A 15,274-nucleotide genomic window follows, 5' to 3' on the forward strand; every position below is an offset into this window, starting at 1 on the left:
AAATAATCTAAAAAGGAGAACTCTGATGAGTAGTGTACAGCTACTAGATAAAACCCGTAAAATAGGAAAACTGTTACATAACAGTAATTCCGGCAAGGTTGTTTTCAATGACATTTGCAGAGTATTGTGTGACATCTTAGCTTCTAACATGTTTGTTATTAGTAAGAAGGGGAAAGTTCTTGGAATTGGCGAAAGCGTAAACGTTGCTTCCTTGAGTGATCTTCTGGTTGACAATGTTGGCTCTTTTATTGACCCCATGCTCAATGAAAGACTCCTGACAATTCTTTCTACAAAAGAAAATGTAAATCTTGAAACACTTGGATTTGAGGGAATCGACAGTTCCAAATTCCAGGCAATCATAACTCCTATCGAGATTGCGGGAGAAAGACTAGGTACATTATTTATCTACAAAACTGACGCTCCTTACGATATCGATGACATTATTCTTTGTGAGTATGGTACTACAGTAGTAGGACTTGAAATGCTGAGAGCAGTTAACGAGGAGAATGCAGAAGAGAGTAGAAAGCTTGCTGTTGTTAAATCAGCAATTGGAACTCTTTCCTTCTCGGAGATGCAGGCTATCATTCATATCTTCGATGAACTTGATGGTATGGAAGGCGTATTGGTAGCAAGTAAGATTGCTGACAGAGTCGGAATTACCAGAAGCGTAATTGTAAATGCACTTAGAAAATTTGAGAGTGCAGGCGTAATAGAATCAAGATCATCCGGTATGAAGGGAACTTACATCAAGGTAACTAATGACGTAGTCTTTAACGAGATAAAAAAGCTTAAGGCTGAGTTGTAATTATCCGATAAATTTGATACAGGATGGATGAGATGAAGGGATTTATCATTTGGTAAGTCCCTTCTTTTTAATTCTATACATCTTGTATTTGAATTAAGTGATAGACACAATATAAAGTATATTTTTCTTGTATTTTGGTAGAAAAAATCATATTATTAATATAATAACATTATTGTGTCTATATTGCGTGTATTTTGGAGGATGCCATGATCAATAGTAATGCTTTTGATTATATCAACGTTCTTGATAAAGCCGCAGATGCTTCCTGGCTCAGAAACGAGGTTATTGCTAATAATATTGCCAATGTAGATACTCCAGGGTATAAGAGACAGGATCTGAATTTTGAGGATGAATTGGAGAGAGCTCTCGGTAATTCCAGATATGTTTCCATGGATGCCAAAGTGGCAGGCCTTAAGGAGCATGAGCTTAGACCAAGAGTCATCAATGATTACTCAAACTTCTCCTATAGGCTTGATAAGAATAACGTTGATATCGATACTGAAAACGTTACACTTGCTGCCAACCAGATCAAGTATCAAGGTTTAATGGCAGGCCTTAATGCAGAGTTTAAAAACCTTCAGAGCGTATGCAAGTCATCATGATTATAGCTAAAACCGTAGTAAGTGTGTGCTTTTGTTGGAAGGAGGCTATATGAATATATTTGATTCCTTTAACATTAACTCATCCGGTATGACGGCTCAGAGATTCAGAATGGATATTATTTCTGAAAACATTGCTAATGCCAATACCACGAGAACTAAAGACGGAGAACATCCTTATACTCGAAAAGTAGTAAGATTTGCAGAAAAAGGTACTCAGACACCTTTTTCTAGAATCCTTAATGAAAGGCTTGATCATTATTCAGGCCGAGGAGTTAAGGTTGTTCAGGTTCAGGATGATACCTGGACACAATACAATGTAGTATATGATCCTTCTCATCCGGATGCAGATGAGAATGGTTATGTAACTTATCCAAATGTTAATACGGTTACTGAAATGACTAACCTTATTGACGCCAGTAGATCTTATGAAGCAAATGCAACGGCTTTTAATGCCAGCAAGAACATCGCTACAAGAGGTCTCGAACTGGGACAAGGATAATTGGTAACAGATAATTACATCACAAGTGGTTGCTAAATGTTGATTCAGGATACGGAGGTCTGTTTAGGAGGGGATAATAAATGGCATCTCTTGATATTTCTCAACTTAGAAATGTTTCTTCTGATGTTATCAGAAATGCGGAACATCTTAACAGTAAGGTATATAACGTACTTGGTCCGCAGGACGACAATAACTCTTTTGCCAACATATTTGACAGGGCAATGGAGAACATTAACACCACAAATGCTTATTTGTCAGATGCAGAGAATGAGGAGATTAAGTGGGCACTTGGCCAGACCAATAATACTCATGATCTGTCTATCGCGCTTCAAAAAGCTCAGACAACTCTGCAGTACACAATAGCGGTTAGAGACCGCGCACTTTCTGCATATAGAGAAATTACTCAAATGCAGATCTAAGTTTTTAGTTTTTTAGTTTTTATTTTAAACGAGGGGAGGGAGAATAATGGCTGAAAGATTAAGAGCCGCGTGGCAAAAAGTTCTCGATTGGTGGAACCAGTTCACAGCCAAGCAGAAGACTTTGATAGTCGGCGCTGGTTCTGTTGTGCTGCTCACAATTATTATTCTGGTTACTGTACTTAACCAGCCTCAATATGTTCTATTGGCTCAAGCCACTTCTACCAAAGAAGCTTCTGAAATTAAGGATCTTCTCGATTCCAATGCAATAGGTTATAAAATGTCGGATGATGGTCTGAATTTTAAAGTCCTAAAAAAGGATCAGGCAAATGCCAGCCTTCTTTTGGGTGCTAATGATATTCAGTCCTATGCATACAGCATTAATAATGTCACGGATGGTAGCTTCTCCACCACGGAATCAGACAAGCAGAAAAAATATGTCAAATACCTGGAAAGTCAGCTGGAGCATGACATGCTGGTAAAGTTTGACGCCATAGAGAGCGCCAGCGTTACCCTTCATATTCCTGATAATGACGGAACACTTATTGGCAACAAGGACGAGGCTTCAGCGTGGATTCTTTTGAATGTTGTTGATCCTAACAGCTTTGGCGAAGAAAATGCAACCTTTGTAGCCAAGGCTGTTGCAGCTGCCCTTGGTAAAAAATCTACCAACGACATTGTAATCCTTGATTATAGCGGAAATCTTCTTTTCTCAGGAAGCGAAGAAACTACCGATGCCGGAATAGCAAGTAATCAGCTTAATCTTAAAACTAAGGCTGAGCAGATTGTTAAGAATGAAGTTAAAAAGGTTCTACTTGGAACAAAGCTTTATGATGATATTCAGGTAGCAAGCAATCTTGTTCTTGATTTTTCCAAGGAAGAAAAGACTAATCACACCTATACACCTGCAGAGGATCAGACACAGGGTGTTCTTTCACATGAGTCCATATACAATGCGGAAAATGTTAATGGTGTAAGCGGAATTCCAGGAACTGATACCAACGAAGATGATGAGACAACTTACGTAACTCAGGATAATACCAATTCAAGTTCTACGATTTCCGAGGAAACAAGGGATTATCTTCCAAACGAAGAGATTACTACCAGTACCAATATTCCCGGAGCTGTTAAATATGATGAGTCATCTATTTCTGTTACTGCAATTAACTATGTAGTAATGCAGGAAGAAAACTACGACAAGTCAGCAAATGGTGATCTTGACTGGAAGGATTACAAGATAGCCAATACAGAACCGGTGGCTGTTGATGTCCCTGAGGAAATGGTAAATGTTGTTGCCAAGGCAACAGGCATTTCCGCTGATAATGTGGCTATGGCAGCCTATACTCAGTATGTATTTATTGATAAGAGCGGAGCTAACGTTACTGTAACTGATATCTTACAGATTGTAACGATACTTATTATTCTTGGACTTCTTGCATTCATAGTAATAAGGAGTATGTGGACAAGCAAGAAGACAGAAGAAGAACCGGAGCCGGAAGCTCTTTCAGTGGAGCAGCTGCTTGAGTCAACACCTGAAGAGGCACTTGAAGACATCGAAATGGATACCGGATCAGAGACGAAACGTCTTATTGAGAAATTCGTTGATGAGAATCCTGAAGCTGCAGCTACACTTCTTCGTAACTGGCTTAACGAGGATTATGGAATGTGAGCAATCCGTGTATCGCGGATTATATTTTATAAATAATTTTCATGGGGAGTATAAAATATGGATGCTGAAGTAACTGGTGGCAATTCCTTAATTGCCGATTTTACTGGCACTCAAAAAGCGGCGATCCTACTTATTGCATTAGGACCGGAGAAATCCTCCGCCATATTCAAACATCTAAAGGAAGAGGAAATCGAGGAACTGACTCTTGAGATTGCGAACACAAGAAGTGTTACATCTCAGATAAAAGAGGCAGTTTTAGAGGAGTTCTATGGCGTCTGCCTTGCACAGCAGTATATAGCTGAGGGTGGTATCAACTACGCTAAAGAGCTTCTTGAGAAAGCTCTTGGTGAAGATAAGGCTCTTGATGTTATCAGTAAGCTTACTGCGTCCTTGCAGGTTAAGCCTTTCGAGTTTATTCGTAAGACAGAGCCTTCCCAGATCCTTACCTTCATTCAGGATGAGCATCCTCAGACTATCGCTCTTATTTTGTCCTATATGTCTCCTTCACAAAGTGCCCTTATCTTATCGGCTATTCCGCCTGACAGACAGGCTGATGTTGCAAAGCGTATCGCTGCCATGGACAGAACAAGTCCTGACACGATTAAAGAGGTAGAAAAAGTGTTGGAATCCAAGCTGTCATCTCTTGTAAACCAGGATTATACAATCGTTGGTGGTGTAGACGCGGTAGTAGAGATCCTCAATACAGTCGATCGTGCTACAGAAAAGCACATCATGGAGACTTTGGAAATCGAAGAGCCGGAGCTTGCCGACGAGATCAGAAAGAAGATGTTCGTATTCGAAGATGTTCTTCTTCTGGACGACAGATCTATACAGAGAGTGCTGCGTGAGGTTGAGAATAGTGACCTTGGCCTTGCACTTAAGGGTGCTACTGAGAACGTACAGACTGCAATCTTTAACAACCTGTCTAAGCGTCTTGCTGCTATGATCAAGGAAGATATGGACTTCATGGGACCTGTTCGTATGAAGGACGTTGAAGAGGCGCAGCAGAAGATTGTTAACGTAATCAGAAAGCTTGAAGATGCTGGTGAAATTGTAATCTCCAGAGGTGGAGGTGATGAGCTAGTTGTCTAATTTATTTAAAGCGGGTTTTGTTAGCTTTGACGATTCTGAGAAATTCGTCATTGATAGTAATGATCTTGCAAACAGAAAAATTGAAGCCTTTCAGGAACAGGAACTTCGTCGTCAGCGTGCAATGATGACTGACGAAGGGGGTTCTTTTCCTGAGGGAGAAGATGGAGATTTTGTTCCCGGAATAGATATGGAGCAGCTATCCCAGCTAACTGAGGATCAAGGTATGACGGAAACATTTCCTGATCCTCAATTTGATATGGAAGCAATGCAGGCTGAGATTGATTTTAAGCTTCAGCAGGCCCAGGAACAGGCTGATATGATAATCCAGAATGCCCAGGAACAGGCTAATGTCCTGGTGTCTCAGGCCCAGGAAGAAGGCCACCGTCAGGGATATGAAGCAGGTTATCAGGAGGGTGTTGCTGCTGCAGAGGCTCTTAAAGCTGATATAGAGCAGCAAAGAGGTGATCTGGAAGCTGAGTATCAGCAGATTGTTGACGGCCTTGAACCTGAAATGGTTGATGTCCTCACTCAGATATATGAGCATGTCTTTGGAGTGGAACTTAGAGAGGATAAAGGGATTATTCTTCATCTGCTCAAGTCTACACTTTCGAGAATCGAGCCGGGGAATGACCTTATTGTTCATGTTTCCTCAGATGATTATGATGATGTTATAGAAGAAAGAGCTTCTCTGGAGGCTTGTATTACATCTCCAAACACTACAATGGAGATTATAGAAGATCCTCTTTTAAAAGAGAATGAATGCATGATCGAGTCTGACAGCGGTGTATTTGACTGTAGTCTCGGTGTAGAGCTTTCAGAATTATCCCGTAAGCTTAAGCTATTATCTTTTGACAGAGCTAGAAGATAAGGAGCGCCAATGCTGACATCCCAGGTAGATTTTTCCAAATACAAAAAGATGCAGAATGCTCCATTTTATCGTATGAGTGGTAAAGTGGTTAATGTTATCGGGCTTACCATCGAGTCTGCCGGACCTGATGCTAAGCTTGGCGACATATGCCTTATTTATCCCAAGAAAAAAGATAATGAGACATTGTCTGAATCCAAGGGAAGACCTGCCATGGCAGAGGTTGTGGGCTTTAAGGATAATCATGTTCAGCTGATGCCTTACGAGAACACCAGTGGAATCGGTAATGGAAGTATTGTAGAAAACACTGATTCTCCTCTTAGAGTAAACGTTGGAGAAGGTTTGCTGGGACAGACTCTTGATGGCCTTGGAAGAATTGACGGTACAAGCTTTGGTAAGGGAGTTATGCTGGAGGATGGTATCGCCTATTCTGTTGAGAATCAGCCACCGGATCCCATGACAAGAGATCCGATTTCAGATGTTCTTTCTCTTGGAGTTAAGGCTGTTGATGGTCTTCTTACAGTTGGTAAGGGGCAGAGAATTGGTATCTTTGCCGGCTCAGGTGTTGGTAAGAGTACACTTCTTGGTATGTTTGCCAGAAATACTCAGGCTGATATAAATGTTATTGCTCTTATCGGAGAGCGAGGCAGGGAAGTTCGAGAGTTCATCGAACGAGACCTTGGCGAAGAAGGCATGAAGAGGTCAATTGTAGTCTGTGCTACCTCTGATAAACCTGCTCTAGAAAGACTTAAAGCTGCCAAAACGGCCACATCTATTGCGGAGTATTTCCGTGATAAGGGAAAAGATGTACTTTTAATGATGGACTCCCTTACGAGATTTTCCATGGCTCAGAGGGAAATCGGACTTGCCAGCGGTGAGCCTCCTGTATCAAGAGGATATCCGCCGAGCGTTTATGCAGAAATGCCTAAGCTTCTTGAGAGAGCCGGAAGATCAAGGAAAGGTTCTATTACAGGTCTTTATACGGTTCTTGTTGATGGTGATGATATGAACGAACCTATCACCGATACAGCCCGTGGTATCCTGGACGGACATATTGTTCTTAACAGAAAACTTGCGCAAAAGAATCATTATCCTGCAATAGATGTCCTTGCAAGCATTTCCAGATGTATGTCTGCCATAGCTGATCCGGAGCACAAAAAGGCTGCAGGAAAACTTAAAAATGTTCTTGCTACCTATAATGATGCTGAGGATCTTATAAACATCGGTGCTTACAGAGCCGGTGCCAATAAAAATATTGACTATGCCGTATCTAAGATTGAAGCAGTTAATGCTTTTCTGATGCAGGAAACAGATGAAAAGTTCTCTTTTGAAGAGATTAGACAGACTTTAATTGATATGTTCAATGATTAAAGAAAACGGAAATCTATATGGCAAGATTTGTTTATAGGATGCAGAGCGTCCTTAATATTAAACAGAAAACCGAAGGGCAGATCAAAATGGAGTTTGCTTCTGCTCAGTCTGAACTTAACAAGCAGATAGATATATTTGATGAATATGTCAGGCGTAAAGAGGAATATCTGCTGGAAGCAGAGGAACTTAGAAACGCAGAAACCCTTAAGCTTCAAGATATTCTCGATAACCAGTATGCTACAGCCCAAATGGACGTTATGATTGCTTCGCAGGCTAAGGTTGTTGCCCAGCATGAAGAGATTGTTGAGAAAATCAGAGTGAGACTAACCAAAGCTGTACAGGAGCGCAAAATGCAGGAAACACTTAGAGAACGCGCCTATGCAGAATGGATAGAGGAAGAAAAACAGGAAGAAGCAAAGGAAAACGATCAGCGTACAAGTTTTACATATACACAAAGGCAACGCGAACAATAACCTAATGAGGGGATATGCTTAATGGCTGATATTTCAAACATTGAAGATCCAAAAGCCGCCAAAGCCAAGCTTAAAGCGGATAAAAAAGAATATGCGAAGCAGTTAAAAGCCCAGAGAAAAGAAGCTAAAGAGAAGGCTCAGGAATTTGCCGACAGAACCGCCGAAATCAATGGTGATAATGCCGGAGGGTTTGCTACTATCGTAATTACTTTCCTGATAATTCTCATATGGCTTGCTATTATGGCTCTTTTGATAAAACTGGATGTGGGTGGATTTGGCTCGGATATCCTTGCTCCAATAATCGGAGATGTTCCGGGACTCAATCTGATCCTTCCGGATGGAGCTGCCAGTCAAAAAGAGCAGCAGGTAACAGATGTAAGTTCTGCCGAGAGTTCTATTTCTTCATCCATAAATAGCCTTGAAGAAGCTAACGCTTATATCAAGAGACTGGAGATTGCTTTGCAGTCTGAAATGGAACAAAACAGCAGCTATGCTTCTACGATTGATAAACTGGAGGCTGAGGTTTCAAGACTTGAACCATTCGAGCGCCAGCAAAAAGAGTTTTATGAGGAAAGAGCCAGTTTTTATGCCAGCGTTGTTTATGGAGATTATGCTCCGGATGCTGCTGCCTATGCTTCTTATTATTCAATGATCGATCCTGAGACTGCTGCAAGACTTTATCAGGAAGTGGTTCAGGGAGAACTTGATGATGAGGCTATCAAGGCTTTTGCTACCACTTATTCAGGAATGAAGGCCAAGCAGGCTGCCCAGATTTTTGATGAGATGGTGGATGAAAACCAGATTCAGCTTGTTGCAAGAATTTTGGCTCAGATGACAATCGAGAACAGAGGAGATATCCTTGCTCAGATGGAAAAGGCTAATGCAGCTAAGCTTACTCAGCTTCTTGAACCATCTGCTCTCGAAAAAGAGTCAACACAGGTTACAGGAGAAAAGAAATAATTTTATAAAAATTTAATAATGGATTAAATAGTCGCAGTACATGAAGATTTTGTGTGCTGCGGCTTATTTTTTTGACATCTTAGACTTAAGTTAAAGAGGCTTAAGCCGATATATTAGGTGAGAATCTATGCACCTTGAACTAAATATGAAGGAGGTACTTAATGAGCAGTACTACCAATACAATGGGCATACAGATGTCCATTATAACAAGTACTGCAGCAACTGTTTCTAAAGTAGAATTTACAACAAAAGGCGCCGGTAAGGCCCAGGCAAGCTTTGACGGAATACTTAATAAAGTATCGGATTCCATGCTCCAGACAAAGGTGGTGGACGTCAAGAAAAATGCCGGGCAGGAAATAAATCCAAAGCAGGCGTATCAGACTGATAATAGCCAGGGAAACGATCAAAATCTTCAGAATACTGATAAGGTTAAGGACATTGATAATACAAAGGTTAACGATGAAAATACAGCAAACCTTCAGGAAGAGAATACTGATCAGCAGGTTAATGAAGTAAATACTACCGAGGTAAAAGAAACAGAGGGCAAGGAAGCAAATAAGGAGCTGCAGAGCGCTATTGAGGAATGCGGCAAGGAGCTTATTTCCGAAATGGCAAAGGCACTGGATATCTCTGAGGAAGACATACTTAGCGCAATGGAACTACTGGGACTGACATTTGCAGATCTTTTAAATCCTCAGAACTTACAGCAGCTGGTAACAGATTTAGGTGGACAGGATAAGGCGCTTGATCTGATAACTGATTCAGATCTAAGTACATTTATGCAGGACCTCTTTGAGGATGCAGACAGTATGAAGAGCGAACTTATGAATGAGTTTGACTTATCCCCGGAGCAGTTCGAAGAAGTTGTAAATGAGATAAAGGAAGACTTTGGAGCGCACATAGAAAAGGCACAGGAAAAGACTCCAGAGATCATAGTTGATCAAAAACAACCGGAACTGACAAAAGAATTGACTGCATCACAGTCTAAGGAATCCACTCCTATAATCAAAACCGAGATTACTCCGGAAAACGAAGCCGAAGTAGAGACTGAGTTTAAACCTGTAGAGATGTCAGGGCAGACATCCAAGGATAATAATGAGAGTAGCAATAATAATCTCTCAGGGCAGGCTCAGAATCCTAATCTCTTTAACCAGCTACTAAACAACTTAACAGAGAATATAGATGTTGTTCCTACTGGTCCTGCTGAGTATACAGACAGAGCCCAGATGGAGAATATCATCAGACAGATTGCAGACAGAATCACTATTACATCTGCTGCCGAGGAGCATAGCATTGAGATGCAGCTCCATCCCGCAAGTCTGGGTAATGTAAATATTCTTCTTACAAGTAGTAAGGAAGGCATAGTTGCCAAGTTTACAGCTCAGAACGAGATTGTAAAAGAGGCAGTAGAGACCCAGATGATGACTCTTCAGCAAAAGTTTAATGAACAGGGCATCAAGGTTACATCAATTGAAGTCACAATTGCCAGCCACGCTTTTGAACAGAACCTGCAGCAAGGCGATGACAATAACAACGCATTTAATCAGCAGCAGGCTAAAAAGGGCAGGACGCTACGTAGAATCAATCTAGCAGAGATTGATGAAGATGGTGAAGCAGAAGCCATGAACGATGCAGACAGAATAGCAGCTCAGATGATGGCAGCGAACGGAAACTCAGTTGACTTTAGTGCTTAAACAAAAATACTTACATTTAGATTTTGGTTGCTGCTATGGGGGCAACTTCATAGCAGCAAAGAAAGGTAAGAATTATGGCAGATATAAACCAGGTTAGTGCGGTAATTAAAAACGGAGAAGTTACCAATACAGTTAAGGAAGACGCTACCAAGTCCGCCAGCACAGGTTATGACAAGGATTCTTTCCTTAAAATTCTTGTTGCACAGATGAAATATCAGGATCCTATGGAGCCTACTTCAAATACTGAATACATCAACCAGTACGCAACCTTCACACAGGTTGAACAGCTCAATAACATGGCTAATTCAATGGCTCTTTCAAGGGCATCAGAGATGGTTGGAAAGACAGTAAGAGTAACTCAGTACAATCCTGATAACGGCAAGACTACAGAGACTATCGGTGTTGTAGACTTTGTTACCTATAGCGGAAACAAGGCATACCTCAACATTGAAGGCAATAACTACAGTGTTGATAATGTATCTGAAGTATTTGATACAGATTACACAGATGCTAAGGCAGTTGTTAAAGACTTCCAGGAAGCAATCGACAAACTTCCCAGCAGCGTAGACTTTGTAAACGAGGCAGATCACGGTCTTACCATCGATACAATGTATGAGTTCTATATGACCAAGATGGACAAGAAAGCTCGCAACATGATGGATCCTGACTACATTACAGCTCTTCAGCAGTATGTACACAGAATCGATGATATCAGAGGAGACGAGCACAGATCATTCAAGATTGATGATAATGAAGCAACCAAATCAACAACTGAATGAACATAAAAGAATATGATTCAAAAATGATCGTTTGAATCAAGGCAACTATAAATGATTTATATTTCTTGGAGTAAAAACTATGACAATTGATGAACTTAGATTTTCTTCAATAGGTCAGGTCCAGGATCAGTACTTAAATAACAAGGTACCGAAAACCGGAACAAATAAACCTCTGCCTACAGGCGGCGGTTCTTTTGCTCAGGTACTAAATAAAATCCAGGAACAAGCCGATAATAGTAGTGTAGCAAGGGAGAATTTGAAGTTCTCCAAGCATGCTGCAAACAGGCTTAATGATAGAAGCATAGAGCTGACACAAGACCAGATGCTTAGATTAAATCAAGGTGCAAAAGAAGCGTCTGAAAAAGGTATTAAAGATTCTCTCATCTTAATTGATCAGCTGGCATTTATCGTGAATGTTCCTAACAACACAGTTGTTACTGCAATGGATCAGACCGAAACAAAAAATAATGTATTTACGAATATTGACGGAGCAGTGATTGCATGATTGGACCGAAGTATCGGGACGAACGGAAAGAAGATTATCGATTATAATTTTCTTTTCCCGGTATCAGGAGATCTTTTAATCCCCGACTGATTGAAGGGATTATCCGCAATTCTCACGCATCCGTCCAAAATCAAAGTGAAAAGAATCCGGGAGATCTTTATGTAAAAGAGCTCTGATTAACTGTCACTTGCTTTAAAATTTTGGAGGACTTTGCCTTATGATGAGATCACTTTATTCTGGTGTTGCAGGTCTTAAGACCCACCAGACCAAGATGGACGTTATCGGTAACAATATTGCCAACGTTAACACCACATCTTTTAAATCACAGTCTATTACTTTTTCAGACCTTATGTACCAGACAACTCAGACAGCATCAGGCGCCACACAGACTAAGGGTGGTGTAAATGCTCGTCAGATCGGTCTTGGTGCTAAGTCAGGCGCCATCAATACAGCTATTACTTCTCAGGGCGCAACTCAGACAACAAATAACCCATTCGATATCATGATCACAGGTGAATCTTTCTTTATCGTTAACAATGGTAAAGAAAATCTCTACACAAGAGATGGTTCATTCTATGTAGATGGCGCCGGAAACCTTGCTATGCAGTCAAACGGATACTTTGTACAGGGCTGGGTAGCACAGGAAGATAAGGATACTGGTGAAATCACAATAAACAAGAATGCCGGCCTTTCATCTCTTCAGATCATGAGCGCTGACAATAACACATATTCACCAGCTTCTACAACAGCAGCTCTTTACAGCGGCAATATCGATGACAACGACACAAATATTCTTTCAGATGATGGTAAGACCATTACCCTCGAGTTCTATGATAATAAGGGATATTTATATACAGGTAAGTTCACACTTAAGGATACAGCTACAGATCATCTTTTCGCACTTACACTGACAGATATTATTGATTCTTCAGGAAATTCAATCGGACAGGACATGCTGGAGCATATTACTTTTGGAAATATTGATTCTGATGCTAATACAACAGCATTTCCTGCAAAAGATGGCTACGAGTTCAAGGTAGATGCAACTGGCAAGATATTCGATATCAATGCTCCCGGCGGAGATGTTAAATATGGTGATGTTCCAAATAGTGCAGACGGCCTCAATTCTCTTGGCGATCTTATGAGCACAAGTTCCAAGAAGTACAAAGGACTTCTCAATGCAGTATACGGAGTATCAGAAGAGGAAGAAAAGACTTATGGTTCAGCTGCTACATACCTTATAAATACAACAACTGGATCAGCAGATTATGGCAGCATTACAATTAATTACTCTGTAAACGACATTCCTGATGAAGAGAACAATATTGATGGATCATATGCAACTGCAAAGTACAAGTTTATGACTAACACTTCAAACAGCTACTACTTTGTAAATGATAGCACAAAGGAAGCTTATCTTGTTCCTTCCGGAACCGGAGATGTATCTAAGCTTAATGCAGATTATCTTAAAACTGTATTTGGAATAAACAACTTTGACTTTGATACAGATAAAAATAATTACACATTTACCTATGACTCATCAGCAGAACCTGAGAAGATGATACTTCAAAGAAAGATTACTCTTGGCGTTCAGACCAGTGAGGCCAGCTACGTAAACTCTTCTTTGGTAACAGCTAATGAGAATCAGTATTTTGTAAATAAGACTAAGTCTACCTCATTGCTTCAGGATATTTCTTCATGGGGTGGAAATGTAAATAACCTGACATATAAGTACAACGCAGGCAGCAAGACACTTACTCTTTATGGAGCAAAGGTTGAAGAGACTACTTCTACAGATAAGGGTACTATCCAGATAGATAAGTCTACTTTAACAGCTGCAAACTATGTTCCTGGCGAAGGAATTTCAAACTTGAGTGTTTTCATTACTCATTATAATGCGGCTCAAACTACTGATGCGACTAAGATTGATGCAACAAAGATGACGCTGACAGATTTGGCCACATTAAATACTTATATTGATGGTCTTCCTGATCCGGCTGATAATACTGATACTTCTGCAGCAGAAGACTGGTATTCCCAGATCATGAAGGAAGGAGCACAGGAAGCAATTACCAAAATGACAAGTCTTGTTTCCTCAAGAATTGCAGCTCTTAGCGATAGTACAAGTGATTATTATGATTCAAGATTTATCTCTACTGGAGCTGAAAACCCTATAACCTTTAATTTCCAGGAACTTACAGGAACTACAGGACTTGTTATCACATATCCAGTTAATGACCTTGGTTCTTCTAAGGAAATCGGAACTTATACAATTCAGACTGCTTATCAGGGAACACTTAATTCGGATTACACCAAGAATAGCCCATCTTCAGCTAAGTATATTTACAAGGCTTACGATGAAGGTACAGATACAAATGCATACAAGAAAGCTTATTCACTTGGAAGTAATCTGAGCGGTTCATTTAAAGATACAACGGCACCTTATGAGAATTTGCTTCTCGATGTATTTAGCTCAAATACCGGTGTTCAGAGCTTTATGGGAAATATGACTGCAGGACAGACTTATACAATATCCTTTGATCAGTCTACCGGTGAAGTATCAATTTCTCACACAGAAGAAGAAATCATTAAGCAGCCTGCAGGAAGTGAATACACAATTGTTGATAAGGGTAATGGTTCAATCGATATTACATCAACAAGTGTTTACAAGGATGTTCCGGCTGATGGAGATATTTCCACACTTCTTAGAACGGCTACAGGAAATTACGCAGACCTTCTTTATAAGATTTATGGTATCACTGATGAAGAGGCTGATGCATTCGGAACAGACGGAACATACAAGATTGGTAACGACGGTTCAATTAAGCTTACAATTGGTGATCACAGTATTCAGCTGGCATTCAAGGCTAACAATGGTGCTCTTGAATCAGCAGATGGCGTTAAGACCGGAATGGTAACAATGAACTTTGATCAGACAATACCCGGACTTGAGGCCTTTGGTTACCAGGAAAGCAGCGATCAGCATAAATTTGGAGATATCGACTTCGATTTCTCAACTCTTACAAACTACAACACAAACGGATCATCAACAATCAAGGCAGTTAAGGGTGACAAGAAGAGTCTTAACACAGGACGTGCAGTTGGTGAGATGAATGGTGTATCAGTAAGTACTGATGGTCAGATCTACGCAACATATTCAAACGGCCAGACCAAACTCCTTGGACAGATTGCTTCAGCAGAATTTGCTAACGCATCAGGTCTTTCAAAAGAGGGCGATAACCTTTATGCTTCAACTCTTAACTCAGGTGAAGCTACAATTCAGGATATCACAACAGATGGTGGCTATATGAATACCGGTGTTCTGGAGATGTCCAACGTAGACCTTTCATCACAGTTTACAGAGATGATCACAACTCAGCGTGGATTCCAGGCAAACAGCCGTATCATCACAGTATCAGATACACTTCTTGAGGAACTTACAAACCTTAAGAGATAATAGATAGCATTTCGATAGTTCTTTTAACAAATCTTAGGCAAAGTAACAGCCCTGTATCTTCCGTCGGATACAGGGCTGTATTTATTA

Annotated in this window: 14 protein-coding genes; all 14 read left to right on the plus strand. The window is 40.5% G+C overall.

Annotated elements, in window-relative coordinates; genetic code table 11:
* Positions 1–25 precede the first annotated feature (25 nt).
* The 14 genes from codY (at position 26) to G613_RS19845 (ending at position 15,187) form a co-directional block, all read left to right on the plus strand.
* Complete coding sequence (gene codY, locus G613_RS0107515) at positions 26–805, plus strand: GTP-sensing pleiotropic transcriptional regulator CodY (RefSeq protein WP_029232078.1); 780 nt, start codon at positions 26–28, stop codon at positions 803–805.
* A gap of 206 nt (positions 806–1,011) precedes the next feature.
* Complete coding sequence (gene flgB, locus G613_RS0107520) at positions 1,012–1,407, plus strand: flagellar basal body rod protein FlgB (protein ID WP_029232079.1); 396 nt, start codon at positions 1,012–1,014, stop codon at positions 1,405–1,407.
* 49 nt (positions 1,408–1,456) lie between these two features.
* Complete coding sequence (gene flgC, locus G613_RS0107525) at positions 1,457–1,906, plus strand: flagellar basal body rod protein FlgC (protein WP_029232080.1); 450 nt, start codon at positions 1,457–1,459, stop codon at positions 1,904–1,906.
* 80 nt (positions 1,907–1,986) lie between these two features.
* Positions 1,987–2,325, plus strand: coding sequence for a flagellar hook-basal body complex protein FliE (gene fliE / locus G613_RS0107530; RefSeq protein ID WP_029232081.1), 339 nt, complete (start codon positions 1,987–1,989; stop codon positions 2,323–2,325).
* A 46-nt stretch (positions 2,326–2,371) separates the two neighbouring features.
* Positions 2,372–3,991 (plus strand): flagellar M-ring protein FliF C-terminal domain-containing protein, encoded by a 1,620-nt coding sequence (locus G613_RS0107535; RefSeq protein WP_029232082.1) that lies wholly within the window; start codon positions 2,372–2,374, stop codon positions 3,989–3,991.
* A 57-nt stretch (positions 3,992–4,048) separates the two neighbouring features.
* On the plus strand, positions 4,049–5,083 hold the full coding sequence (gene fliG / locus G613_RS0107540; RefSeq protein WP_029232083.1) for a flagellar motor switch protein FliG: 1,035 nt from the start codon (positions 4,049–4,051) through the stop codon (positions 5,081–5,083).
* Entirely contained in the window at positions 5,076–5,951 is an 876-nt protein-coding gene (locus G613_RS0107545; protein WP_029232084.1) for a FliH/SctL family protein, read from the plus strand. Before fliG ends, G613_RS0107545 begins: the two co-directional genes overlap by 8 nt.
* Before the next feature lie 9 nt (positions 5,952–5,960).
* Positions 5,961–7,319, plus strand: a complete 1,359-nt coding sequence (fliI, locus tag G613_RS0107550; protein WP_029674663.1) for a flagellar protein export ATPase FliI — start codon at positions 5,961–5,963, stop codon at positions 7,317–7,319.
* A 17-nt stretch (positions 7,320–7,336) separates the two neighbouring features.
* Entirely contained in the window at positions 7,337–7,792 is a 456-nt protein-coding gene (locus G613_RS0107555) for a flagellar export protein FliJ (protein WP_029232086.1), read from the plus strand.
* 21 nt (positions 7,793–7,813) lie between these two features.
* Positions 7,814–8,752 (plus strand): hypothetical protein, encoded by a 939-nt coding sequence (locus G613_RS0107560; protein ID WP_029232087.1) that lies wholly within the window; start codon positions 7,814–7,816, stop codon positions 8,750–8,752.
* A gap of 161 nt (positions 8,753–8,913) precedes the next feature.
* Positions 8,914–10,446 (plus strand): flagellar hook-length control protein FliK, encoded by a 1,533-nt coding sequence (locus G613_RS0107565; RefSeq protein ID WP_029232088.1) that lies wholly within the window; start codon positions 8,914–8,916, stop codon positions 10,444–10,446.
* A gap of 74 nt (positions 10,447–10,520) precedes the next feature.
* Positions 10,521–11,225 carry a flagellar hook assembly protein FlgD gene (locus G613_RS0107570; protein WP_029232089.1) on the plus strand — a complete coding sequence of 235 codons (705 nt, stop codon included), beginning with the start codon at positions 10,521–10,523 and terminating at the stop codon, positions 11,223–11,225.
* 79 nt (positions 11,226–11,304) lie between these two features.
* Positions 11,305–11,730: a TIGR02530 family flagellar biosynthesis protein gene (locus G613_RS0107575; RefSeq protein WP_029232090.1), complete on the plus strand. Its 426-nt coding sequence runs from the start codon at positions 11,305–11,307 to the stop codon at positions 11,728–11,730.
* Positions 11,731–11,947: 217 nt separating this feature from the next.
* Positions 11,948–15,187, plus strand: coding sequence for a flagellar hook-basal body complex protein (locus tag G613_RS19845; RefSeq protein ID WP_029232091.1), 3,240 nt, complete (start codon positions 11,948–11,950; stop codon positions 15,185–15,187).
* The last annotated feature ends 87 nt before the right edge of the window (positions 15,188–15,274 follow it).

It is taken from the genome of Butyrivibrio sp. VCB2006 (assembly GCF_000420945.1).
Classification (GTDB): domain Bacteria; phylum Bacillota; class Clostridia; order Lachnospirales; family Lachnospiraceae; genus Butyrivibrio.

Coding starts and splice junctions, on each gene's coding strand:
- codY (WP_029232078.1), top strand. CDS start 26: ATGAGTAGTGTACAGCTACTAGATAAAACCCGTAAAATAGGAAAACTG.
- flgB (WP_029232079.1), top strand. CDS start 1,012: ATGATCAATAGTAATGCTTTTGATTATATCAACGTTCTTGATAAAGCC.
- flgC (WP_029232080.1), top strand. CDS start 1,457: ATGAATATATTTGATTCCTTTAACATTAACTCATCCGGTATGACGGCT.
- fliE (WP_029232081.1), top strand. CDS start 1,987: ATGGCATCTCTTGATATTTCTCAACTTAGAAATGTTTCTTCTGATGTT.
- G613_RS0107535 (WP_029232082.1), top strand. CDS start 2,372: ATGGCTGAAAGATTAAGAGCCGCGTGGCAAAAAGTTCTCGATTGGTGG.
- fliG (WP_029232083.1), top strand. CDS start 4,049: ATGGATGCTGAAGTAACTGGTGGCAATTCCTTAATTGCCGATTTTACT.
- fliI (WP_029674663.1), top strand. CDS start 5,961: ATGCTGACATCCCAGGTAGATTTTTCCAAATACAAAAAGATGCAGAAT.
- G613_RS0107555 (WP_029232086.1), top strand. CDS start 7,337: ATGGCAAGATTTGTTTATAGGATGCAGAGCGTCCTTAATATTAAACAG.
- G613_RS0107560 (WP_029232087.1), top strand. CDS start 7,814: ATGGCTGATATTTCAAACATTGAAGATCCAAAAGCCGCCAAAGCCAAG.
- G613_RS0107565 (WP_029232088.1), top strand. CDS start 8,914: ATGAGCAGTACTACCAATACAATGGGCATACAGATGTCCATTATAACA.
- G613_RS0107570 (WP_029232089.1), top strand. CDS start 10,521: ATGGCAGATATAAACCAGGTTAGTGCGGTAATTAAAAACGGAGAAGTT.
- G613_RS0107575 (WP_029232090.1), top strand. CDS start 11,305: ATGACAATTGATGAACTTAGATTTTCTTCAATAGGTCAGGTCCAGGAT.
- G613_RS19845 (WP_029232091.1), top strand. CDS start 11,948: ATGATGAGATCACTTTATTCTGGTGTTGCAGGTCTTAAGACCCACCAG.